General features: G+C 70.6%; 24 protein-coding genes. 13 read left to right on the top strand and 11 right to left on the bottom strand.

All coding sequences use genetic code 11. From position 1 onward, the window contains the following. The 4 genes from G3I65_RS49345 to G3I65_RS49330 all read left to right on the top strand — a co-directional run. On the top strand, positions 1-1,100 hold a 1,100-nt coding region (locus G3I65_RS49345; protein WP_160702591.1), incomplete at its 5' end, for a glycerol-3-phosphate dehydrogenase/oxidase. A gap of 70 nt (positions 1,101-1,170) precedes the next feature. Then, a complete protein-coding gene (locus G3I65_RS49340; RefSeq protein ID WP_160702589.1) occupies positions 1,171-2,082 on the top strand; it encodes an ABC transporter ATP-binding protein in 912 nt (303 codons plus the stop codon). Beyond that, a complete protein-coding gene (locus G3I65_RS49335) occupies positions 2,079-3,269 on the top strand; it encodes an ABC transporter permease (protein WP_160702587.1) in 1,191 nt (396 codons plus the stop codon). Before G3I65_RS49340 ends, G3I65_RS49335 begins: the two co-directional genes overlap by 4 nt. Continuing rightward, complete coding sequence (locus G3I65_RS49330) at positions 3,262-3,750, top strand: N-acetyltransferase (RefSeq protein WP_160702585.1); 489 nt, start codon at positions 3,262-3,264, stop codon at positions 3,748-3,750. The genes G3I65_RS49335 and G3I65_RS49330 overlap by 8 nt, the downstream gene beginning before the upstream one ends. Here the strand turns inward: G3I65_RS49330 and G3I65_RS49325 are convergent. The 4 genes from G3I65_RS49325 to G3I65_RS49310 all read right to left on the bottom strand — a co-directional run bounded on the left by G3I65_RS49325 (position 3,740) and on the right by G3I65_RS49310 (position 8,227). Continuing rightward, on the bottom strand, positions 3,740-5,086 hold the full coding sequence (locus G3I65_RS49325; RefSeq protein WP_160702583.1) for a deoxyribodipyrimidine photo-lyase: 1,347 nt from the start codon (positions 5,084-5,086) through the stop codon (positions 3,740-3,742). The two genes, G3I65_RS49330 and G3I65_RS49325, sit on opposite strands and share 11 nt — an antisense overlap. A gap of 63 nt (positions 5,087-5,149) precedes the next feature. Next, positions 5,150-6,466, bottom strand: a complete 1,317-nt coding sequence (locus tag G3I65_RS49320; RefSeq protein ID WP_160702581.1) for a citrate synthase — start codon at positions 6,464-6,466, stop codon at positions 5,150-5,152. A gap of 197 nt (positions 6,467-6,663) precedes the next feature. Beyond that, the gene (locus G3I65_RS49315) at positions 6,664-7,605 is read right to left on the bottom strand and encodes a carbohydrate kinase (RefSeq protein ID WP_160702568.1); all 942 of its coding nucleotides are present in this window, start codon (positions 7,603-7,605) and stop codon (positions 6,664-6,666) included. Positions 7,606-7,645: 40 nt separating this feature from the next. Beyond that, a complete protein-coding gene (locus tag G3I65_RS49310; RefSeq protein WP_160702566.1) occupies positions 7,646-8,227 on the bottom strand; it encodes a TetR/AcrR family transcriptional regulator in 582 nt (193 codons plus the stop codon). A gap of 101 nt (positions 8,228-8,328) precedes the next feature. On the opposite strand from G3I65_RS49310, the gene G3I65_RS49305 reads away from it, so the two are divergent. From G3I65_RS49305 to G3I65_RS49290, 4 genes are all read left to right on the top strand, one after another. Next, positions 8,329-9,465 carry an acyl-CoA dehydrogenase family protein gene (locus G3I65_RS49305; protein WP_160702564.1) on the top strand — a complete coding sequence of 379 codons (1,137 nt, stop codon included), beginning with the start codon at positions 8,329-8,331 and terminating at the stop codon, positions 9,463-9,465. A 93-nt stretch (positions 9,466-9,558) separates the two neighbouring features. Next, positions 9,559-10,164, top strand: a complete 606-nt coding sequence (locus G3I65_RS49300) for a Uma2 family endonuclease (protein WP_160702562.1) — start codon at positions 9,559-9,561, stop codon at positions 10,162-10,164. A 55-nt stretch (positions 10,165-10,219) separates the two neighbouring features. Beyond that, on the top strand, positions 10,220-10,762 hold the full coding sequence (locus tag G3I65_RS49295; protein WP_160702560.1) for a Uma2 family endonuclease: 543 nt from the start codon (positions 10,220-10,222) through the stop codon (positions 10,760-10,762). A gap of 9 nt (positions 10,763-10,771) precedes the next feature. After that, positions 10,772-11,383 (top strand): Uma2 family endonuclease, encoded by a 612-nt coding sequence (locus tag G3I65_RS49290; protein ID WP_160702558.1) that lies wholly within the window; start codon positions 10,772-10,774, stop codon positions 11,381-11,383. 19 nt (positions 11,384-11,402) lie between these two features. Here G3I65_RS49290 and G3I65_RS49285 read toward each other — a convergent pair whose 3' ends face one another. From G3I65_RS49285 to G3I65_RS49275, 3 genes are read right to left on the bottom strand one after another with little or no spacing between them, the layout of a single operon-like run. After that, positions 11,403-12,620: an amidohydrolase gene (locus G3I65_RS49285; protein WP_160702556.1), complete on the bottom strand. Its 1,218-nt coding sequence runs from the start codon at positions 12,618-12,620 to the stop codon at positions 11,403-11,405. Positions 12,621-12,631: 11 nt separating this feature from the next. After that, positions 12,632-13,129: a GNAT family N-acetyltransferase gene (locus G3I65_RS49280; RefSeq protein ID WP_160702554.1), complete on the bottom strand. Its 498-nt coding sequence runs from the start codon at positions 13,127-13,129 to the stop codon at positions 12,632-12,634. Beyond that, positions 13,096-13,998 (bottom strand): aldose 1-epimerase family protein, encoded by a 903-nt coding sequence (locus tag G3I65_RS49275; RefSeq protein WP_160702552.1) that lies wholly within the window; start codon positions 13,996-13,998, stop codon positions 13,096-13,098. The genes G3I65_RS49280 and G3I65_RS49275 overlap by 34 nt, the downstream gene beginning before the upstream one ends. A gap of 65 nt (positions 13,999-14,063) precedes the next feature. Between G3I65_RS49275 and G3I65_RS49270 the strand changes: the two genes are divergently transcribed. The 4 genes from G3I65_RS49270 to G3I65_RS49255 are packed head-to-tail and all read left to right on the top strand — an operon-like array spanning position 14,064 to position 17,363. Further along, the gene (locus G3I65_RS49270) at positions 14,064-14,642 is read left to right on the top strand and encodes a TetR/AcrR family transcriptional regulator (RefSeq protein WP_163046889.1); all 579 of its coding nucleotides are present in this window, start codon (positions 14,064-14,066) and stop codon (positions 14,640-14,642) included. Next, complete coding sequence (locus tag G3I65_RS49265) at positions 14,642-15,478, top strand: MBL fold metallo-hydrolase (protein WP_160702548.1); 837 nt, start codon at positions 14,642-14,644, stop codon at positions 15,476-15,478. The genes G3I65_RS49270 and G3I65_RS49265 overlap by 1 nt, the downstream gene beginning before the upstream one ends. Next, positions 15,475-16,299 carry an MBL fold metallo-hydrolase gene (locus tag G3I65_RS49260; protein WP_160702546.1) on the top strand — a complete coding sequence of 275 codons (825 nt, stop codon included), beginning with the start codon at positions 15,475-15,477 and terminating at the stop codon, positions 16,297-16,299. The genes G3I65_RS49265 and G3I65_RS49260 overlap by 4 nt, the downstream gene beginning before the upstream one ends. A 53-nt stretch (positions 16,300-16,352) precedes the next feature. Continuing rightward, a complete protein-coding gene (locus G3I65_RS49255) occupies positions 16,353-17,363 on the top strand; it encodes a hypothetical protein (RefSeq protein WP_160702544.1) in 1,011 nt (336 codons plus the stop codon). On the opposite strand, the gene G3I65_RS49250 is transcribed toward G3I65_RS49255, so the two are convergent. The 3 genes from G3I65_RS49250 to pdxH form a co-directional block, all read right to left on the bottom strand. Further along, positions 17,364-17,915: a DUF3558 family protein gene (locus tag G3I65_RS49250; protein ID WP_160702542.1), complete on the bottom strand. Its 552-nt coding sequence runs from the start codon at positions 17,913-17,915 to the stop codon at positions 17,364-17,366. Positions 17,916-17,938: 23 nt separating this feature from the next. Then, positions 17,939-19,204 (bottom strand): MFS transporter, encoded by a 1,266-nt coding sequence (locus G3I65_RS49245; RefSeq protein WP_166641548.1) that lies wholly within the window; start codon positions 19,202-19,204, stop codon positions 17,939-17,941. A gap of 174 nt (positions 19,205-19,378) precedes the next feature. Continuing rightward, positions 19,379-20,053 carry a pyridoxamine 5'-phosphate oxidase gene (gene pdxH, locus G3I65_RS49240; protein ID WP_166641542.1) on the bottom strand — a complete coding sequence of 225 codons (675 nt, stop codon included), beginning with the start codon at positions 20,051-20,053 and terminating at the stop codon, positions 19,379-19,381. Positions 20,054-20,285: 232 nt separating this feature from the next. Here pdxH and G3I65_RS49235 point away from each other — a divergent pair, with 232 nt between their 5' ends. Beyond that, complete coding sequence (locus G3I65_RS49235) at positions 20,286-21,953, top strand: cytosine permease (RefSeq protein WP_160702538.1); 1,668 nt, start codon at positions 20,286-20,288, stop codon at positions 21,951-21,953. A gap of 46 nt (positions 21,954-21,999) precedes the next feature. Here G3I65_RS49235 and G3I65_RS49230 read toward each other — a convergent pair whose 3' ends face one another. Then, positions 22,000-22,710, bottom strand: coding sequence for a TetR/AcrR family transcriptional regulator (locus tag G3I65_RS49230; protein WP_160702536.1), 711 nt, complete (start codon positions 22,708-22,710; stop codon positions 22,000-22,002). Between the last annotated feature and the right edge of the window lie 68 nt (positions 22,711-22,778).

Raw genomic sequence — 22,778 nt, 5'->3', positions numbered from 1 at the left:
CGCGGTCGGTCCCGCCCGCCGAAGCGCTGGCGCTGGCGCCCGGCCTGTCCCCGCACGGCTTGCGCGGCGGCCTCCTGGCCTACGACGGCGCGCTGGTCGACGACGCCCGGCTGGTGGTTTCCCTGGCCCGCACGGCGGCGTCGTTCGGCGCGCGCATCCTGACGCGCCTGTCGGCTTCCTCGCTTTCGGCGGACCGCGTCTCGGTCGTCGACGGCGTTTCGGGCGACGCGTTCGACATCCACGCGCGCCAGGTGATCAACGCGACGGGCGTGTGGGCGGGCACCCTGACCGGCTCGGTGCGCCTGCGGCCGTCCCTCGGTTCGCACCTGGTGCTCGCGCCGGGGACGGTGCCGATGGGCACGACGTCGGTCAACATCGGCGTGCCCGGGGAGACCAACCGGTTCGTCTTCCTGCTCCCGCAGCCGGACGGCCGGGTCTACTTGGGACTCACCGACGAGCCGGTCGCGGGCGCGATCCCCGACGTGCCATCGGTGCCCGAGTCCGATGTGGACTTCCTGCTGGCACTGGCTTCTTCGGTGCTGGACCGGCCGCTGACCCGCGCCGACGTCGCGGGTTCGTACGCGGGGTTGCGCCCGCTGGTCGAAGGCAGCGGCGGCCGCTCGGCCGACCTGTCCCGCAAGCACGCGGTGCTGGCCGGTTCCGACGGGCTGCTGACGGTGGTCGGCGGCAAGCTGACCACGTACCGGCGGATGGCGGAAGACGCCGTCGACGCGGCCATCCGCCTGGCCGGTCTCGCCGTCACGCCGTGCCGGACGGCCTGGTTGCCGTTGCTGGGCGCCGCTCCCCGGGCGGAGTTGTCCCTTGTGGACGCCCCGGCGCGCTTGGTCGCGCGGTACGGGACCGAGGCTCCGCGCGTGGCGGCGCTGGGCGAACTGGACGCCGAGTTCGCGGCCCCGGTGGCCCCGGGCACGGAGATCACGGCGGCGGAAGTCGTGTGGGCGGTCCGGAACGAGGGCGCACTGGACGTCTCGGACGTGCTGGAGCGCCGCACGCGGCTGGCGCTGATCCCGGCGGACGCGGAAGCCGCTCGGGCCAGGGTCGCCGAACTGGTCGACAAATCGCTGGCCGGGCTCGCCTGAGCGCGGTGACCAGCCCCACGCCGGCCATCCGACGAGCTTGCCGGGCGTTCACGTGGCCTAGGGTGAGGACATGACCGAGGGGACGCTCGAGATCGACGGGATCTCCAAGCGCTACGGCACGAAGGTCGCGCTGGACGGCGTCTCGTTCGACGTCCGCGCCGGGGAGCTGTTCGGCTTCGTCGGCAGCAACGGCGCCGGGAAGACCACGACGATGCGGATCGCGCTGGGCGTGCTCGCCGCCGACGGCGGGGAAGTCCGCTTCGGCGGCACGCCGGTCACCCACGAGACCCGCACGCACTTCGGGTACATGCCGGAAGAACGCGGCCTGTACCCGAAGATGAAGGTGCTGGACCAGCTCGTCTACCTCGCCGAGCTGCACGGCCTGAGCACGAACGAAGCCCACCGCAACGCCGAGGACTGGATCGGCAGGCTCGGGCTGGCCGGGCGCCGCAAGGACGAGGTGCAGAAGCTCAGCCTCGGCAACCAGCAGCGCGTCCAGCTGGCAGCCGCGCTGGTGCACGACCCGGCCGTGCTCGTCCTGGACGAGCCGTTCTCCGGCCTGGACCCGCTCGCCGTCGACGTGATGAGCGGGGTGCTGCGGGAAAAGGCGGCCGCCGGGGTGCCGGTGGTGTTCTCCAGCCACCAGCTGGACCTCGTCGAGCGGCTCTGCGACCGGGTCGGGATCATCCGCGGGGGCCGGATGGTCGCCGTCGGCACGGTCGGCGAGCTGACCGCGGGCGCGAGCAGCAAGCTCGTGGTCACCGCGCCGGCCGCGCGGCCCGGCTGGGCCGGGAGCGTGCCCGGGGTGCGCGTCGTCGAGGACCGCGGCGCCACCACCGTGCTCGACCTCGACCCGGGCGCCGACGACCAGGCCGTGCTCGCCGCGGCGCTGAGCACCGGGCCGGTCACCGAGTTCAGCCGCCGTCGCCGGTCGCTGACCGAGCTCTTCCGCGACGCGGTGTCCGACGAGGGAGAACGATGAAGAAGCTGACCGGACGGCGGGCCGTCTGGCTCGTGCTGAAGCGCGAGCTGAACACGCGGCTGCGCACGCGGTCGTTCGTGATCGGCACCGCGGTGCTGCTCGTGCTGCTGCTCGGCTACGTCGGGTTCCAGACCGCGCTGGCCGGCTCGGCGGACCGGAGCAAGGTCGGGCTGACCGGGCAGGCGACCGGGATCGCCAAGCAGCTGCAGGTCGCCGCCGCGCAGTCCGGCCGCCAGGTCGAGACCGTCACCGTCACCGACCCCGCCGAGGGCCGCGAGCAGGTCGAAGACGGCGACCTCGACGCGCTCGTCTCGGGCAGCGCGGCGAAGCTGACCGCCACCTACAAGTCCAGTTTGGACGATCAGCTGCGCCGGGTGCTCGACCAGGTCGCCCAGCAGCAGGTGCTCGACGGCGTCCTGTCGTCCGCGCAGCTCGAACCGGCCGACGTGATGGCGCAGGTGAACAGCACCCACGTGCAGGACGAGCCGCTCTCGCCCGAACCGGCGGACCACACGCAGCGGCTGGTCCTCGGCCTGATCGTCGCGTTCCTGCTCTACATGAGCATCATCACCTACGGGATGATGGTCGCCCAGGGCGTGGTCGAGGAGAAGTCGAGCCGGGTCGTGGAGCTCCTGCTCGCCAGCGTCCGGCCGTGGCAATTGTTGCTGGGCAAGGTGATCGGCATCGGCCTGGTCGGCCTGACCCAGCTGGTGATCCTCGGCGCGGCGGGCCTGCTGGCGGCGACGGCGACCGGCGTGTTCACCCTGTCCGGCTTCGCGACCGGCGCGGTGCTGTGGGGCCTGCTCTGGTACCTGCTCGGCTTCCTGTTGTACGCCACGATCTACGGCGCGCTCGGCTCGCTCGTGTCCCGGCAGGAGGACACGCAGGCGGTCGTCGGGCCGCTGAACATCATCCTCATCGTCGGGTTCGTCGCGGGCATCAACCTGCTCCTGCAGGACCCCTCGGGCACGGCGGCGAAGGTCGTGTCACTGATCCCGCTGCTGTCCCCGATCCTGATGCCGGCCCGCATCTCGACGGGCGCGGCGGCGGGCTGGGAAATCGGGCTGTCGCTGGCTTTGACGCTCGCGCTCGTCGCGTTGCTGACGTGGGTCGGCGGGAAGATCTACGGCAACAGCGTTCTGCGGATCGGCAGCCGCATCAAGCTGTCGGAGGCCCTGCGTGGCTGACGTGCGGACGGCCGGGCCGGACGACGTCGCGGCGATCGTCCCGTTCGGTGAGGCGCACATCCGGCCGCACTACACGCCGTTGATCGGCGCGGCCGCCGCGGATGCACAGGTCCGCGACTGGTGGAACGAACCGCACCTCGCCGCGGCGGTGGCCGCCGGACGGGTGGTCGTCGCCGAGGACGACGGCGGGCTCGTGGGCGTCGGGCAGCGTGGCCACGATGGGACCGACCCCGTGGTCTACAAGCTCTACGTCCATCCCGAGCGCCGGGGCCGCGGACTCGGCCCGCGCTTGCTCGACGCCCTGGTCCGGCAGCTGCCCGCCGGCGCTGGCCGGCTCCTCATCGAGCACTTCGCGGCCAACGTGCGGGCCGGCGCGTTCTACGAGCGCGAGGGCTTCACCGTGGATCGGATCGAGCCGAGCCCCACCGGCGACCCCCGGCTCGCCGTCGTGTGGCGCGCCCGCCCGCTGATCACGACGTGATCTTTCCGTACCGCTCCAGGGAAACCTGGCGCTCGTGCGCGTGGTCGACCATCGGCTCCGGGTACTCCTCCGGCCGTTCCTTCAGCTGGTGCACCGCTTTGCCCTGGACCGGCCTCAGCTCCGGCACGTACTTCCGGACGTAGTCGCCGTTCGGGTCGAACTTCTCGCCCTGCGTCGTCGGGTTGAAGATCCGGAAGTACGGTGCCGCGTCGGTGCCGCAGCCCGCGACCCACTGCCAGTTCAGCTGGTTCGACGCCAGGTCGCCGTCCACGAGGTGCTTCATGAAGTGGCGCGCGCCCAGCCACCACGGCAGGTGCAGGTCCTTCACCAGGAAGCTCGCGACGACCATCCGCACCCGGTTGTGCATCCAGCCCTCCGCCAGCAGCTGCCGCATCCCCGCGTCGACGATCGGGTAGCCGGTCCGGCCCGCGCACCAGCGCTCGAACGCCTCGGGGTCGTCGTCGTGCCGCATCCCGTCGAACCGCTTGTCGTAGTTCTCCCGCGCGGTTTCCGGGCGGTGCCAAAGAACATCGGCGTGGAACTCGCGCCAGCAGATCTCACCGCGCAACGACTTCGCGCCCGCGCGGTCGTCGCCCGCCAGGTCCGCCAGGATGGTCCGCGGGTGGATGTTCCCCCAGCGCAGGTACGGCGAAAGCCGCGTGGTGCCCGCGCGGTCCGGCCGGTCGCGGTCTTCGTCGTAGGTTTCGATGCCGTCGTCGAGGAACGCGTGCCAGACGTCGAGCGCGGCCCGCTCGCCCGGCTCGGGCAGGGTCGCGGAAACCCGGGGCGCGCGAGGGATCTTCAGCGACCGCGGCGGTTCGACCCAGTCCACAAGGGACGGTCCGGTGTCCGCCGGCGAGTGCCAGCCGCGTGCTGTCCATGCCCGGTGGAACGGCGTGAAGACGCGGTACGGGTCGCCGTCCGGCTTGGTGACCTGGCCGGGCGTCACCGCGTACGGCGAACCGGTCTCGACCCAGTCGATGTTGTGCTCCGCCAACGCCTTCGCCACGGAAGCGTCCCGGCGGCGGCCGTACGGGCCGGTGTCGGCGCTGACGTGCACCGCGGCCGCGCCGATCTTCTTCGCGGCGCGGACCACTTCCACGGCCGGCTCGCCGCGCACGAGCATCAGCCGTCCGCCGAGCTGCTCGTCCAGCTTTTCCAGGCACCCGTATAGGAAGGCCTCACGCGGGGCACCGCCGGGCTTGAGCAAGGCCTCGTCGAGGACGTACAGCGCGAGCACGTGCTTGCTGTGCTTCGAGGCTTCGAGCAGGGCCGCGTGGTCGCCCAGCCGCAGGTCGCGGCGGAACCACAGGACGACGGGCGCTTCTCTGGTCACGCGGTCCAACGATAAGCGCCCCGCCGTGCGGGTGCACGACGGGGCGGTTACCGGGGTGAGCCTTTAACGCTCCGACATCGGGGTGTAGTCCCGCGAAGCGTGGCCGGTGTAGATCTGCCGCGGGCGGCCGATCTTGGTGGCCGGGTCGTTGATCATCTCGCGCCAGTGCGCGATCCAGCCCGGGAGCCGGCCCAGCGCGAACAGCACCGTGAAGAACTTCGTCGGGAAGCCCAGCGCCCGGTAGATCAGGCCGGTGTAGAAGTCCACGTTCGGGTACAGCTTGCGCGAAACGAAGTACTCGTCGGAAAGCGCGACCTCTTCGAGCTTCTTGGCGATGTCGAGCAGCTGGTCGCCGCCCTTCAGCTTGCCGAGGATCTCGTCGGCGGTGTTCTTGATGATCTTCGCGCGCGGGTCGTAGTTCTTGTACACCCGGTGCCCGAAGCCCATCAGCTTCACGCCCTTTTCCTTGTTCTTCACGCGCTCGACGAACTTGGCGACGTCGCCGCCGTCGTTCTTGATGCCCTCGAGCATGTCGAGGACCGCCGCGTTCGCGCCGCCGTGCAGCGGGCCGAACAGCGCGTTGATGCCCGCCGAAATCGAGGCGAACAGGTTGGCCTCGGACGAGCCGACCAGGCGCACGGTCGACGTCGAGCAGTTCTGCTCGTGGTCGGCGTGCAGGATGAACAGCAGGTCCAGCGCCTTCGCGATGTCCGGGTCGACCTCGTACGGCTCGGCCGGGAAGCCGAAGGTCATGCGCAGGAAGTTCTCGACCAGGCCGAGCGAGTTGTCCGGGTACAGCAGCGGCTGGCCCACGGACTTCTTGTACGCGTAGGCGGCCAGGGTCGGGACCTTGGCGAGCAGCCGGATGGTGGACAGCTCCACGTTCGGCTCGTCGAACGGGTCGAGCGAGTCCTGGTAGAAGGTCGACAGCGCCGACACCGCGCTGGACAGGACGGGCATCGGGTGCGCGTCGCGCGGGAAGCCGCTGAAGAAGGCCTTCAGGTCCTCGTGCAGCAGCGTGTGGCGCTGGATCTTCTCGGTGAAGTCGGCCAGCTGGGCCTGGGTCGGCAGCTCGCCGTAGATCAGCAGGTACGAGACCTCGACGAAGGTCGACTTCTCGGCCAGCTGCTCGATCGGGTAACCGCGGTAGCGGAGGATGCCGGCGTCACCGTCGATGTAGGCGATGGCGGACGACGCGGAGCCGGTGTTGACGAAACCGGGGTCGTAGGTGATGTACCCCGTCTGCGCCAGCAGCTTCCCCAGTTCGATCCCGGGCGCGCCCTCGACCGGGTGGACGATCTTGAACTCGTGCTCGCCACTCGGCAGGGTCAGCTTCGCGGTATCGCCGCCGGACTGCCCCGCAGTCGTCGCGTCGGACATGCAAGTCCCTCTCACGTTCGGCACGGAGCGGCGGCGCCTGTACGTTTCACAGGTAGCCACGTGTTCACGCGAGGAAACACTGGCGCCTCGCTGCACACCGCCCCGCTGGGGTATGAAGAATGCCCCTCTACGCTAGTCGAGGAACCGGTGTTCGCGCAGCGGTGGCGTTGCTCCTGGGGGGCCCTTTGGGACCAGGTTCACACGCTCGACGCCATATCCGCGGACGTCGGCGGCTCGGCACCGCTGCGGGACACCGTGATCGACGCCGCTTTCGCCGCGAAAGCGAGGGCGTCGCGCCACGCGTCCGCGTCGAGGGAAGCCAGGTCGGCGACCTGCCGGGTGTGCAGCCAGGCCAGCAGCGCGCCCTGCACGGTGTCGCCGGCGCCGATCGTGTCGACCACCTCGACCTTCCGCGACGGCACGTGGGCCAGCTCACCTGCGGCGGTGATCACCGCGAGCCCGTCGGCGCCCCGGGTGAGCACCACGGCGTCCACACCGGACTCGACCCACGTCTTCGCGGCCGCGAGCGGGTCGGCGCCGCCGGTCAGCCACGCGGCGTCGTCGTCGGAGATCTTGAGCAGCCGGACGTCCGGCAGCCAGGACGCGAACCGGGCGCGGTAGGCCGCCGGGTCGGTGATCAGCGCCTCGCGGATGTTCGGGTCGAGGACCGTCAGCACGCCGCGCGCGGCCTCGCGCCGCAGCATCGCCTCGTACACCGAAGCGCCGGGCTCGAGGACCATGCCGAGGGTGCCGAGGGAGAGCGCGGTCACGTTTTCCGGAAGCGGTCCCGGGTCGGCGACGAGCCGGTCCGCCGTGCCCTCGACGTAGAACGTGTAGCGCGCGGCACCCTTCGCGTCGAGCGCGACGACGGCGAGCGTCGTCGGCTCGTCCCCGCGCTGCAGCAGCGCCGTGTCGACGCCGGAGCCGTGCAGCCGCTCGACCATGGCATCGCCGAAGCGGTCGGTCGACACGCGGGACAGGAACGCCGCCGGCACGCCGAGCCGTCCGGCCGCGAGGGCGACGTTGTACGGACCACCGCCCAGCCGGGGCAGCAGCGCGCGCAGCCCACCGTCCATAGTGGAATCCAGGGGGTCGCCGGGAACCAGGTCGACCAGAGCTTCTCCGCCTACGACGATCACGCGGGGAGTTTATCCATTGCGGGCTGACAATTCCTGTCCGCTATTTGTTCAGCCCGCCGAGCAGCAACTCACCCAGAGCGGTGAACGCTTCGGCGTCGGAAACTTCGGTGCGCTGGCCGAGCACGCCGGTCTGGATGCCCTCGATGATCAGCCCGGTCATCTCGGCCACCAGCCGGGCGTGGACGTCCCGGAACACCCCGTCGGCGACGCCCTTGTCGATGAACCGCCGGAGCCGCTGGGCCGCGAACCGGCTGTTGACCTGGTAGGCCTCGCGCGCCGGCCCGAACTCGGCGAGGTCGCGCATGAACGCCGCCGACGCCCGGTTCAGGTGCTCGGAGACCCCGGCCAGGTACTCCCCGATGAGCTTGCGGGCGTCGTCGATCCCGGCGATGCGCTCCTCGATCCGCTCCGCGGCGCCCCGGAAGAAGTGCGTGACGACCTTGACGGCGAGCTGCTCCTTGCTGGGCGCGAGCGCGTAGAGCGTCGACTTCGAGCAGCGCAGGCGCCCGGCGAGGTCGTCGAGGGTGAAGGCGACGAAGCCCTCGGCGAGAAAGAGCGCCTCCAGGTCGGCGAGCAGGGCGCGCTGGCGCGCGGTCGGCCGTCGGCGGGGTTCGGGGCGCATCGGCTCACTATCTCCTACGTCTTCCGGCCACCCCAGGCCTGTCGTACTGTACTCTGATCGAGCCCACAGTACTGTTTTCAGTACCGCTTTGGAGGACGACGATGCCCGCCGAACGCCTGCTGCCTTCTTCCGAGGCCGAAGCCCTGGTCGACCTGGCCCGGGAGATCGCCCGCGACGAGCTGGCTCCCCGCGCGGCGGCGGCCGAAGAGGCGGAAGAGTTCCCGCGCGAGCAGTTCCGCCTGCTCGGCAAGTCCGGCCTGCTGGGCCTGCCGTACCCGGAGCGCTGGGGCGGCGGCGACGTCCGGTACGAGGTGTACCTGCAGGTCTTGGAGGAGCTGGCGACCGCGTGGATGACGGTCGGCGTCGGGCTGTCGGTGCACACGATGTCCTGCTACGCGCTGGCCGAGTACGGCACGGATTCCCAGCGCGCCGAGTGGCTCCCGGACATGCTCGAAGGCTCGCTGCTGGGCGCGTACGCGCTTTCGGAGACGAACGCGGGTTCGGACGCGGCCGCGTTGTCGACCCGCGCCCGGCTCGACGGCGCGGACTACGTGGTGAACGGGACTAAGGCGTGGATCACGCACGCGGGCGTGGCCGACTTCTACACGACGATGGTCCGCACGGGTGCCGACGAGATCTCGTGCCTCCTGGTCGACGGCGCCACCGAAGGCCTGTCGGCGGCCCCGCGCGAGCGGAAGATGGGCCTCACCGGCTCCCCCACCGCCCAGCTGATCTTCGACGGCGCCCGCGTGCCGGCGTCCCGCCTGCTGGGTTCGGCGGGCGACGGCCTGCGGATCGCCCTGGCGTCCCTCAGCTCGGGCCGGCTCGGCATCGCGGCGTGCGCGGTGGGCCTGGCCCAGGCGGCACTGGACGAGGCGGTGGCGTACGCGAAGGGCCGCTCGCAGTTCGGCCGCGCGATCATCGACTTCCAGGGCGTCGAGTTCCTCCTCGCCGACATGGCGGCGACGGTGGAGTCGTCGCGGGCGACGTATTTGGAGGCCGCGCGGCGGCGTGACCGCGGGCTGCCGTTCCAGCGCCAGGCGTCGATCGCGAAGCTGGTGGCGACCGATGGGGCGATGAAGGTGACGACGGACGCGGTCCAGGTCCTGGGTGGGGCCGGGTACACGCGGGACTTCCCGGTGGAGCGGTACATGCGGGAGGCGAAGGTGCCGCAGATCTTCGAGGGGACGAACCAGATTCAGCGGATGGTGATCGCGCGGGAGCTGAAGAAGGCCTGATCGGGCAGCTTCTGTCACACGGTTGGGACACCTACGGTTACTCCTGGTTGCACCTGAGCCGTGAGACAATGCCGGGCGACGTGAGGAGCCGTTGTGATTGCACTTCCCAAGCCGGGCCCCGCTCGCAAGTGGGAGATCCCCGATCACCTGCTGACGATCGAGGAGTACGCGGCGCTCGGTGAAACCGACACAGGTTTCACCGAACTCGTGGAAGGCCGCGTCGTGATGTCCCCCAGTCCCAGCCGAAAGCACAACAGAGCCGCTTACCTGCTGGGCCGGCAGCTGGAACCGCAGCTGCCGCCGGAACTCGACTTCACGCCGGACATCGACGTCGACCTCGGTTTGGTGCCTCGCGGTGAACCGGGTTTCTCGCGCCGCCCCGACCTCCTTGTCACCTACCGCGAGGCGCGTGCTCGCGTGGATCGACAAAACGGCATGTACCGCGCCGACGAGGTGGTCCTGGTCGTCGAGATCGTGTCGCCGGGTTCGAAACGCACCGACTACCACGTCAAGCACGACGAGTACGCCGACGCCGGAATCCCGCACTACTGGATCATCGACACGAGCGAGCCCATCTCCCTGGTCGCCTGCCACCAAGCCGGTGAATTCGGCTACCTGGACGCGTCCGCGGTCACCGGCACCTTCACGACCGACGTCCCGTTCCCGGTCAAGATCGACCTCGACGCCCTCCTCGACTGACCCGACCCGGTCGAGCGAACCCCGTCCCACCCGCGGGACGGATACCGTTTCGCACATGCCCGACCAGCTGTTGTCCGTCGAGGAGTACCGCGCGCTCGGGGAGACCGACCGCGGCTTCACCGAACTGGTGGAAGGCCGCGTGGTGCCCTCACCCGGCGCCGGCCGCGCGCACAACATGGCCGCCTGCCGGCTGGCCGGGCAGCTGGAACGCCAGCTGCCGCGCGACCTCGCGTTCGCCCTCGGCACCGACGTGGACCTCGGCTTGGCGGCACCCGGCGAGCCGGGCTTCTCCCGCCGCCCGGACCTGCTGATCTTCGACCGGACGGCCGCCGACCCGATCCGCGCTGAGCACGTCGCGGTGGTCGTCGAGATCGCGACAGCGGGCTCGCGGCGCACGGACTACCGCGTGAAGCACGACGAGTACGCGGACGCGGGCATCCCGCACTACTGGATCGTCGACCTCGCCGACCCGGTCACCCTCATCGCCTGCCAGGGCTACCAGGACGCGGCCGCGGTCACCGGCACCTTCGCGACCGAAGAACCGTTCCCGGTCAAGATCGACCTCGACGGACTGCTGTCACCAGTACGAACAACCTGAGGAGCAGCTGTGGCCGCACTTCCCGAGCCAGACCCTGGCCGGCGGTGGGAGATCCCCGACGAGCTGCTGACGATCGAGGAATACGCGGCGCTCGGTGAAACCGACACAGGCTTCACCGAACTCGTGGAAGGCCGCATCGTGCTGTCACCCAGCCAGAAGCCCGGGCACAACCTCGCGCAGTTCGAGCTGGCGCGGCAACTCGACAGGCAGGCCCCAGGCAGCCTCAGGGTCGTTCCTGGCACCGATGTGGATCTCGGCCTGGCGCCACCCGGCGGACCCGGCTCTTCCCGCCGACCTGACCTGATGCTCGTCGACAAAGCCGCGATTGCCCGCGTTCACCAGGACAAAGACATGATTCGGGCCACAGAGGTAGCCCTGGTCGTGGAAATCGTGTCGCCGGGCTCGAAGCGCACCGACTACCGCGTGAAGCACGACGAGTACGCCGACGCGGGCATCCCGCACTACTGGATCGTCGACCTCGCCGACCCGGTCACCCTGATCGCCTGCCAGGGCTACCAGGACGCCGCCGCGGTCATCGGCACCTTCGCGACCGAAGAACCGTTCCCGGTCAAGATCGACCTGAACGCCTTGATCGAGCAGCACGCCGGAACCGCCCGGTAACCGGCGTGCTGCTCGAAGCTCAGCGGGACTCGCGGTAGCGGCGGTCCTTCGAAACGCCCTCACCCAGCGTCTCGTCGAAGTGGTACACCTCGTCACCCCGGACGAAGACCCTCAGGGCGCGGTTCATCACGTCCAGCGGGTCGCCCGACCACAGGACCACGTCCGCGTCCAGGCCCGGCTTCAGCGAGCCGATCTGCTCGTCCAGGCCCAGCATCGACGCCGGGTTGACGGTCAGCGAACGCAACGCCGTTGCCGGGTCGAGGCCGTCCTTCACCGCGAGGGCCGCCTGGTAGACCAGGAAGTTGATCGGGATCACCGGGTGGTCGGTCGTGATCGCGATCTTCACGCCCGCGCGGGCCAGGATGCCGGCCGAGCGGAGGGTGCGGTTGCGCAGCTCCACCTTGGACTTCGTGGTGAACAGCGAGCCCAGGATGACCGGGACGTCGCGCGAAGCGAGCAGGTCCGCGATCAGGTGGCCTTCGGTGCCGTGGTTGATCACCAGCTTGTAGCCGAACTCGTCGGCCAGCCGCAGCGCCGTGACGATGTCGTCCGCGCGGTGGACGTGCTGGTCCCAGTACAGCTCGCCGTCGAGGACCTTCGACAGCGTCTCCAGCGTCAGGTCGATCTCGTGTGGCTTGCCCTCGGACTCGGCGTGCGCGCGCTTCGCCTGGTAGTTGCGGGCCTTGGTGAAGGCCTCGCGCAGGATCGCCGCGACGCCCAGCCGCGTCGACGGCGTCTGCTTCTTGTCGCCGTACACGCGCTTCGGGTTCTCGCCGAGCGCGCTCTTCACGCTGACCTGCTCCGCGAAGACCATGTCGAGGATGCTGCGGCCCCAGGTCTTGACGCCGATCGTCTGGCCGCCGATCGGGTTGCCCGAACCCGGCTTGATGACGACGCTCGTGACGCCGCCGGCCAGCGCGTCGTCGAAGCCCGGCTCGTACGGGTCGATGCCGTCGATCGCGCGGAAGCGGGCGCCGTTCGGGTCGGTCATCTCGTTGGTGTCGTTGCCGGACCAGCCCTCCCCCTCCTCGTGGACGCCGAGGTGGGCGTGCGCGTCGATGAAGCCGGGCAGCACCCAGGTGCCCGCCGCGTCGACGAGCTCGGCGTCCTCCGGGATGTCGACGTCGGCTTCGGCGCCGATCGCGACGATCTTGCCGCCGTCGATGAGGACCGTGCCGCCGTCGATGGGTTCACCGTCGATGGGGACGACGTAGCCCCCGACAATTGCCTTCGCCATAGTTCGCCACGCTAACGAACTCCTCCGGGCGGGTGCACGCGGGCCTTCTCCAAGTGCACCAGCTCGTGGTTGTGCTCGGGCGTCCGGTGCGTCTCGCGGTAGCCGTGCTTGGCGTACAGGTGCAGCGGGCCGACGCTGTTCGACCCGGTGAAGAGCCGGAAAACCGTCACCTCCGCGGGCGCGGAGGACTCCGCGAACCGCAGCAGCCCGCTCCCCAGCCCGGCGCCCTGCCGGTCCGGCGCCACGACGAGCCGGCCGATCACGCCGACGTGCCCGGTCACCGTCAGGCGCACCGACGCCACCAGCCGCCCGTTCTCGCGGATGCCCCAGGACAGGCCCGCCAGTGCCGCGCGCGTCTCGTCGAGCGTCTCCAGCAGCGGCGGCAGGTCGAGGTCGCCGTGCGCGCGGGCTTCGGTGACGTACGCGGCGCGCTGCAGCGTCAGCACCTCGCCCGCGTCGGCGGGACCCAGCCGGTTCACCGGACGCGGATGCCCCAGCTGCCCGACCACGACGCCGACGGCTCCAGCTCGATCAGGTCGGTGCCGGTGTTGAGCGCGTCGGCCGGGCAGGTCATCGGCTCGATGGCGACGGCGCGGCCTCGGCCGACCAGGTCGTCCGGCGTGAAGACCTGCGCCCAGCGGAAGTCGGGGCCGGTCCAGACGACCAGCTGCCGGTCTTCGTGGGACAGCACGAACTGGTGCTCGCCGTCGGAAGCGGACAGCGAGCCGAACGCCGTGTCCAGGTTGACGCCTTCGAGCACGCGGCCGCCGCGGAAGTCGTACTCCGTGCCCTCGACGTCCTGCTCCGGCGCGTACGGCATCTGCTGGTCGCCCTCGTACGGGCGGACGCGGCTCGCCGGCAGCGTCAGGGTCAGCTCGTCGGTCGGGACGTCGCCGATCCGGAAGTACGGGTGCGTGCCGACGCCGACGCCGATCGGCTGCTCGCCCTCGTTGCGGATCTCGTGCGTCACGGTCAGTTCGCGCGGCGCGAGCTCGTAGGTCACCGTCGCGCGCAGCGGCACCGGCCAGCCCGGCTGCGCCTCGACGTCGACGGCCAGGGTGATCGACGACTCGGCGTGCTCGAGCAGCTCCCACTCGAGGTGGCGGGTCAGGCCGTGGATGGCGTTGCCGCGTGCCTCCTCGGTGATCTCGAGCTGCTGCTCCTCGCCCTGGAAGGTCCACTTCCCGGCCTTGGTCCGGTTCGGCCACGGCAGCAGCACCTGGCCGGCGCCCTTCGGCGGCTTCTCGTCTTCGCCGAACTCCTCGACGTACGGCACTCCGCCGACCTCGAAAGCGCGCAGCCCGGCGCCGATTTCGGTGACGACGGCGCGCGCGTTGCCGCGGGTGATCTCGAACTGCTGACCGGTGGGGTTGCCCATGGCACGACCTTACCGATCCGCGAAATCACTAGACCGGTCGTCATAGTTTGCGCTACGGTCGTGCCATGGTCCGTCGCACCGACACGCGGCAGCGGATGCTCGACACCGCCGCCGACCTGTTCCAGACCCAGGGCTACCACGCCACCGGCCTCACCCAGCTGACGACGGCGGGCGGCGCGCCCAAGGGCTCGTTGTACTTCCACTTCCCCGGCGGCAAGGAACAGCTCGCCGCCGAAGCCGTCCGGCTTTCCGGTGAGCGCACCGGCGCGATCCTGGAAGCGATCCTCCGCGACGCGCCCGACGCGCCGACCGCCGTCACCCGGGCGATCGACGCGCTGGCGAGTTTCCTGACCCAGTCGGACTTCCAGCGCGGATGTCCACTCGCGACGGTCGCATTGGACGCCGCCGCGGCGAGCGAGCCGATCCGCGAAGCCTGCGCGGACGGCTACTCGTCGTGGCACACGATCTTCGCGGATTACTTTGCCGCGCAAGGCCTTCAGGCCGAGCGCGCGGACGAGCTCGCCACCGTCGTGCTCGCCGCGATCGAAGGCGGGCTGCTGCTGGCCCGCACCCGCCGCGACCTCGCGCCGCTGCGCGCCGTCGCCACCCACCTGCACACCACCCTCGACCGGGAGTTCTCCTGATGCGCGTCCACCACCTGAACTGCGGCACCATGCGCCCGCTCGGCGGCGGGCTGATCGACGGCAAGCCGGGCTTGTTCCGGCGCGCCACCATGGTCTGCCACTGCCTGCTGCTCGAGACGGACACCGGGCTCGTGCTCGTCGAAACCGGCATGGGCACGCCGGCCGCGGTCGACCGCGCCGCCTGGCTCGGCGCCGGGTTCGTCCGCCAGTCGAACCCCGTCCCGGATCCGGCGCAGACCGCGATCGCGCAGATCCGCGCGCTCGGGTTCGACCCGACGGACGTCCGCGACATCGTGCTGACCCACCTCGACCTCGACCACGCGGGCGGGCTGATCGACTTCCCGTGGGCGCGCGTGCACGTCTACGCCGAAGAGCTGCGTGCGTTCACCGAACCGCGTGACGCCGCCGAACGCGGCCGCTACCGCCGGATCCAGTTCGCCCACGGTCCACAATGGACGTCCTATGCGGACACCGGCGAGCCGTGGTTCGGCTTCGACGCGGTGCGCCGGCTCGACGGCCTGCCGCCGGAGATCCTGCTCGTCCCGCTCTCCGGGCACACGCGCGGCCACGCCGGCGTCGCCGTCGACACCGGGAGCGGCTGGCTGCTCAACGCCGGCGACTCGTACTTCTTCCACGGCCAGGTCGATCCGGCCGCGCCGAACTGCCCGCCCGGGCTCAAGTGGTTCGAAGGCCGCATGGAGACGGTGCGGGGTGCCCGGCTGGACAATCACCGCCGCCTGCGCCAGCTTGTTCAGGAGCACGGCGACGAGGTCACCGTCTTCGCCGCGCACGACGAGACCGACTTCCTCCGGCTGAGCACCAGGAGCAGCGTATGAAGGTGCACCACCTGAACTGCGGATCGATGCGCCCGGCGGGCGGCAAGCTGCTCGACGGCGAGCCCGGCCTGCTGCGGCGGGCGGAGCTGGTCGCGCACTGCCTGCTGATCGAGACCGGCGACGGGCTGGTGCTGGTCGACACCGGGTTCGGCAGCGCGGGCGTGACCCGGCCCGGCGAGTGGCTGGGCCGTCCGTTCCTCACGATGGTCGGCGCCAAGCCCGTGGCCGCCGAGACGGCGGTCGCGCAGATCAAGGCACTCGGCCTCGACCCCGCCGACGTCCGCCACATCGTGATGACGCACCTCGACGTCGACCACGCGGGCGGCCTGGCCGACTTCCCCAACGCCGTCGTGCACGTCCGCGCCGAGGAGCACCGCGCGGCGACGGCCCCGGCGAACGCGGCGGAGAAGAACCGCTACCGGGCGGCCCAGTTCGCGCACCGGCCGCTGTGGAGCACGTACGACGAGACGGGCGAGCCGTGGTTCGGCTTCGAAGCGGTCCGCTCGCTGAAGGGGCTGCCGGAGGAGATCCTGCTGGTCCCGCTCACCGGCCACACGCGCGGCCACACCGGCGTCGCGGTCGACACCGGCGACGGCTGGCTCCTGCACGCGGGCGACGCGTACTTCTTCCACGGCCAGCTCGACCCGGTCGCGCCGCACTGCCCGCCGGGGCTGACGGCGTTCCAGAACCTCGTCCAGACCCTGCGCCGGCCGCGGCTGGAGAACCTGGCGCGGCTGCACGAGCTGGCGCGGGACCACCACGACGAGGTCAAGGTGTTCTCCGCGCACAGCCCGGTCGAACTCGCCGCGTTGCGCCGCTGAGGGAACCGGATGATCTCCCGGCACATCTGAGCCACGACGAAGGAGGCTCAGCGGTGACGAAGAAGTGGTGGAGTGCGGCCTTGACCGGGGCGGTCGCGGTGCTGGTCACGGCGTGCGGGAGCGGCACCCCGCCCGCACCGGCCGCCGCCGCGGCGCCGGAAGCGCCGCCGCTCGACCTGTCCGGGGTCGTCCTGCTGCAGCATTCGGCGGAGACCGGTCTCGACGACGTCGTCTTCGCCGATCCCGCCACCGGCGCGGCGAAGACGACCTTGTCGCTGCCCGGGTACGACAGCTCGCTGAACCGGTTCGACGGGCCGGCCACCAAGCTGGACCTCGTCTCGCCCGACGGTCAGTACGCGACGCTCGAAACCCAAGACGGCGTCGACGTCTTCAAGCTCAACGCCGCCGACCGGCGGTACGAACGCACCGGCATCGTGCCGGCCCCGGAGCGGTCGATGAGCGAGAAGGCGGCCAGGTTCCAGAACCCGCGGTTCGGACCGGCCGGGTCGAAGCTGTACTTCGACGACGACACGGCGGTGTACTCCGTCGACTACCGGCAGCTCGGGCAGCCGGTCAAGGAAGCCGAGATCGTGCCGAACAGCAGCTCCGACCAGCACGTCGAGGACTGGGCGATCGGCTCGCAGGGCGAAGTGCTGACCTGGAAGGACGCCCGGCACGCCGGCGAACTGTCCTACCTGACCGATTCGGCGGGCGCGATCGCCTACGCCGTCTACGAAGAACCCGACGCCGTCTACCAGTTCGTCACCGCGCTCGACACGACGACCGTGCTGATGTCCGCCATCACCGGCTCGGACGAGCACGGCGTCCTGATGCGCCTCTCGCTCGCCGGTGGAACGCCGCAGCTCACCAAGCTCGTCGACCGGTCCGAGCCGAGGATCGCCAAGACCGCGGCGGCCCCGGACAAAGCCGCCGTGCTTTACCAGACCGACCAGGACGAGTGGTTCCAATCGCCGGCCACGCCGGGCGCGATCGCGCGGCCCGCGCTCGGTCAGCTCAAGTCCACCGGGACGCTGTCGGAGCGGCAGCTCGTCGGCTGGGCCTGATCAGCTCGCGTCGACGGCCTGCTTGACCAGCGGCGCCATCTGCTCCGGGGTCATCTTGGCCGGGCCGGTGTAGTTGACCAGCACCGGCGTGCCCGCGACCAGCTCCGCCGTGGCGAGGGTGGCCGTCTTCTGCTCGTCGACGTAGTAGACGGCACCGTCCGGGAAACCGGCGACGTCCTTCGCGGCCGGCTTGGCCTTCTTGATCGACGCGACCATCTCGGCCGGCTTGCCCTGCTTGCCCTCGTAGCGGGTCACCGCGAGCGCGCCCGCGGCCTTGCCGTCCAGCTGGTACTCGCAGCTGCGGGCCTTGCCGCCGTTGGCCGCGTTGTCCTGCACCGGGCCCGGGACCGCCGTGAGGTTGTCCAGGAACAGCGCCTTCGACACGGCCGCGGCGGGCAGCAGCTTGCACGGGTCCAGCGACGCGGCGGCGGCGTTCGTGCTCGGCGCCGGCTTCGGGGCCGCGGATGACGACGTCGCGGTGGTGGGTTTGTCCCCCGAAGAGCAGGCGGTCAAAGCGGCAAAAGCGACCAAAACGACGGCTACGGTACGCATGTCCGCACCCTAGCCCGAACGGCCTACGCGGTCGGCGCCCGGTACCGCCAGAACGCCGGGAGCACGAACATCGCGGCGCAGACCAGCACGATGACCAGCAGGCCACCGCCGGTCGCGGCCGCCGTCGTGCCGAACGCGGCGGCGCCCCAACCGTGCGTCAGGTCGGCGATGCGCGGGCCGCCCGCGACGACGACGGTGAAGACGCCCTGGAGCCGTCCGCGCATCTCGTCGGTGGTCGCGACCTGCAGGATCGCCATCCGGTAGACCGCGCTGACCATGTCCGCGGCGCCGGCGAGCGCCATGAAGACGACGGCGAGCCACAGCGAGTGCGCGAGCCCGAACCCGGCGACCGCCGCGCCCCACGCGCAGATCGAGACGACCACCGCGACGCCCTGGCGGTGGATGCGTGTCAGCCAGCCGCTGAACAGGCCGATCAGCATCGCGCCGAGCGGCAGCGCGGCGTAGAGCCAGCCGAGCGCGGGCCCGCCGCCGGGCGGATCGCCGAACGTGCGCTCGGCCATCTCCGGGATCAGCGCCCGCGGCATGCCGAAGACCATCGCGATGATGTCGGCGACGAAGGACGCCAGCAGGATCTTCTGCCCGGCGAGGTACTTGAAGCCGTCGACGACGTCGCTGAGCCCGGCGCGCCGCGACGGCCCGTTGAGCGGCGGGATCGACGGCAGCCGCCAGACGGCGATGAGCGTGATCGCGAGGGCGACGACGTCGATCAGGTATAGCGTCGAGAGCCCGAGGACGGGGATCAGCGCACCGGCGAGCAGCGGGCCGAAGACCGCGCCGAAGGTCGACATGGTGGTGTTCAGCGCGTTCGCGGACGGCAGCAGCTCGGCGGGCACGAGCCGCGCGACGACCGCGCCGCGCGTCGGCATGTTGATCGCGAAGAACGCCTGGTTGACGGCGAGCAGGCCGAGGACGAGCCAGACGGACCCGAAGTTCGCGAAGGCCTGCAGCCAGAGCAGCGCGGAGGTGATCGCGACCCCGACGTTGGTGACGAAGAGCAGCTTCCGCCGATCGACGGCATCGGCGACGGCCCCGCCCCAGAGCCCGAAGACGAGCAGCGGCACGAGCGCGACGAGCCCGGTGAGCCCGACGTAGGCGGAGGACCCGGTGAGGTCGAAAACCTGCTTCGGCACCGCGACGGCGGTCAGCTGCGTCCCGACGGCGGTGACCACAGTGGACAGCCACAGCCGCCGGAAAGCCGGGATCTTCAGCGGCCGGGTGTCGACGATGATGCGTCCGAGGACCTTGCGCACGCCCGAGCGGGGCGGCATGGTCCCCGGTTCACCAGTCACAACCAACGAGCTTAGCTCGGCTAACTATCTCGGGTCTCGTGATTTACGTCGCCCGCGATCAGGTGACAGCGCTTCCGGACCGGCCCGGCGATGTCGTGAATGACTCATTCATGTCGTCGGACGACATGAATGAGTCATTCACTACGTCCGAGATCAGGGGGCGACGCGCTCCACGTGCCACCCGTCGTCAGTCCGCACGTACCGCAACCGGTCGTGCATCCGGTCCTCCCGCCCCTGCCAGAACTCCACCAGGTCCGGCCGGATCCGCCACCCACCCCAGTGCGGCGGCGCCGGGATGTGCTCCACGTCCGCGAAGCGCCGCTCGATCCCGCTCAACGCGTTGTCCAGCGCGCGACGCCCGTCGACCACCCGGGACTGCGGGGAAGCCCACGCCCCCAGCTGCGAACCGCGCGGGCGCTTCGCCCAGTACTCCGCCGTCTCCTTGGTGCCGACCTTCTCCACCTCGCCGCGGACGTGGACCTGGCGCTGGAGCGGGTACCAGGGGAACGTGACCGACGCGTACCGGGTCGCGGTCAGGTCGTGGCTCTTGGTCGACGTGTAGTTCGTGTAGAACACGACGCCGCGGTCGTCGAGGCCCTTGCACAGCACGGTGCGCGACGAGGGGCGGCCTTCGGCGTCCGCCGTCGCGAGGACCATCGCGTTCGGTTCGGCGATGCCGGCGGCGACGGCCTGGTTCAGCCAGCCCTGCAATTGGTCGGTCCACGTGGCGGCGAGCGCGGATTCGTCGAACGCGGCGCCGTCGTAGGCCACGCGCATTCCCGGAAGCCGTACTACGGCGTCTTCCACCTGGTCCTCGATTCCCGGCATCACGGCCAAACCTCCACGCCCGGTCGGGGCATCAGTCGACTTCGGCTCTAGGCACGTTAAGGCCTCGCGAGCTGCAGCGGAACCCACTGAACGGTGACACCCGCCACCACGTCGCGGCCACCAGCCCGTAACCGCAGGACAACAAGCCGTAACCCCCGCGTTACCCGCCGGACCAGGATCGATACAGGACGCACCTACCTTCGGCCCGTTCCCCACCACCCCGGAGGCAGGCATGACCGACACCCTGTCCAGCGCCGAAGAAAGCGCCCCGCCGAAACGCCGCTACGCCCCGCTCGCGGCCAACGAAAACCGCGAGGACTACTCACTGCGCTTCGCCGCTCATTCGTTCCGGAAATGGTCACCGTTCGTGGTCGCGACGACGGCGCTGGGCGGCATCGCCTACCTCGCCGATTTCGCGATCGGCGCCAGCATCGTCCTTTCCTACGGCTTCACGTCCGGGCTCCTCGCGATCCTCGCCGCGGCGGTCGTCATCTTCGTGACCGGCGTGCCCATCGCGGCCGCCTGCGCGAAGTCCGGAGTGGACATGGACCTGCTGACCCGCGGAGCCGGCTTCGGCTACTTCGGGTCGACGCTGACGTCGCTCGTCTACGCGAGCTTCACCGTCATCTTCTTCTCGCTCGAAGGCTCGATCATGGGCCAGGCGTTCGAGCTGGCCCTCGGCATCCCGCTGCCGGTCGGCTACCTGCTCGCCACGCTGATCGTGCTGCCGTTCGCGCTCTACGGCATGGGCGCGGTCGCGAAGATGCAGACCTGGACGCAGCCGCTGTGGATCGCGGGCCTGGTGCTGCCGTTCGTCGTCGTGCTGGTCCGCGAGCCGGGCAAGTTCGCCGAGTTCACGCACTTCGCGGGCACCGAGGGCGCCGGCGCCGGGTTCTCCGCGATCGGGTTCGGCTTCGGCATGGGTGTCGCGCTGTCGCTGATCGGGCAGATCGGCGAACAGGCCGACTACCTGCGGTTCATGCCCGAAAAGACGGCCGAGAACAAGCGGTCGTGGTGGGCCGCGGTGCTCGCCGCCGGCCCCGGCTGGGTGATCCTCGGCGCCGCGAAGCAGATCGGCGGGGCGCTGCTGGCGTTCCTCGCGCTCGGCGTCGTCGGGAAGACGCACGCGCTCGAGCCGATCGCGCCGTACCTCGAAGCGGTGAAGCCGGCGCTCGGCCCGGTGGCGCTGACGTTCGCCGCGCTGTTCGTCGTCGTCTCGCAGATCAAGATCAACACGACGAACGCGTACTCGGGCTCGCTGTCGTTCGCGAACTTCTTCTCCCGCGTGCTGCACAAGCACCCCGGCCGCGTCTGGTACGTGCTGGTCAACTGCGGGATCGCGCTCGCGCTGATGGAGTTCGGCGCGTTCGGCTTCCTGAACAAGATCCTCGGCTTCTACTCGAACGTCGCGATCGCGTGGATCGGCGCGGTGTGCGCGGACCTGGTGATCGCGAAGCCGCTCGGGCTCTCGCCGCGCTACATCGAGTTCAAGCGGGCCTACCTGCACAAGATCAACCCGGTCGGGTTCGGCTCGATGCTGGTCGCGTCGGCGGTGTCGATCGTGGCGTACTTCGGCGCGTTCGGGCCGTTCCTGGCGGCGTTCAGCCCGCTGCTCGCGCTGGTCATCGCCGTCGTGCTGGTGCCGGCGCTCGCCGTCGCGACGAAGGGGAAGTACTACCTGGCGCGGGAGAACACCGTCCTGACCCCGGAGGCCGACCCGCGCGCGACGCACACCTGCTCGGTCTGCGGCGACCCGTACGAGCTGCCGGACGTCGCGGACTGCGCGAAGCAGGACGGCCCGATCTGCTCGCTGTGCTGCACGCTCGACAACACCTGCCACGACGTCTGCCAGACGGCCGGCCCCGTTTCACTGGGCCTGCCGACGGTCCGGACGCCGTAAAATCCGTGAAGGCCCGTCACCCGCGTCCGCGGCAGGTGACGGGCCTTCACGTTGGCCGGCTTCCCCCCTGGTCCCCCTCCCGGCTCGACTCCTTCACGTCCGGGGCGGCGCCGGGGTTGCCCGGGAGTTCCGAGATCTTTTCCGGCCGCAGGATGGCGGCCAGCATCAGCGCGCGCAGCTCGGCGCCGACGTCTTCGACCGGCAGCGGCGGCTCGTGCGCCTGCCACGCGCGCAGCAGCCCGGTCGCCGCGCCGACCAGGGCGATCGCCGTCAGCCGGTAGTCGCGGTCGGGCGCGGCGCCGTGTTCGGCCGCGCGCCGCGCTTCGGTCTCGATGAAGGCCGCCCAGCGGTCGACCCAGACCTGGTGCTGCTCCTCCAGCTCCGCGCTGACGCCGATCGCTTCGACGTAGTTGAGCCGCGGCAGCCGGGGGTCGACGGTGACCGTGTCGATGAAGACGTCGAGCAGTGTCGCGATGCGGGTCACGGCGTCGGCGTCGGCGACCTCGTCGAGCGCGACCGTGACGTGTTCGAGCGCGAGGGTGTTGATCCGGTCGTGGAGGATGCGGAGCACGTCCTCCTTGCCGGTGAACTCCTCGTAGAAGTTCCGCGTCGACACGCCGGCGCGGCCGCACACCTCGGTGATCTTGGTGTGCCGGAAGCCGGTGGAGGTGAACAGCTCGAGACCGGCCGTGAGCAGCCGCTCCCGGCGGTCGGCGCGGCGTTGCTCGGGTGCGACGCCGCCGTACGTGCGAGCCACCGGTTGACTCCTCCTCCTGAGGGATTGCCAGATCCTACCGGTTCGGCTACTTTGTGAAAATTTTTGTT

It is taken from the genome of Amycolatopsis sp. SID8362 (assembly GCF_010550475.1).
In the GTDB taxonomy this organism is placed as follows: domain Bacteria; phylum Actinomycetota; class Actinomycetes; order Mycobacteriales; family Pseudonocardiaceae; genus Amycolatopsis; species Amycolatopsis eburnea.
Note: the sequence above shows the minus strand (reverse complement) of the source record. Positions and strands in the feature narration are given on the sequence as shown.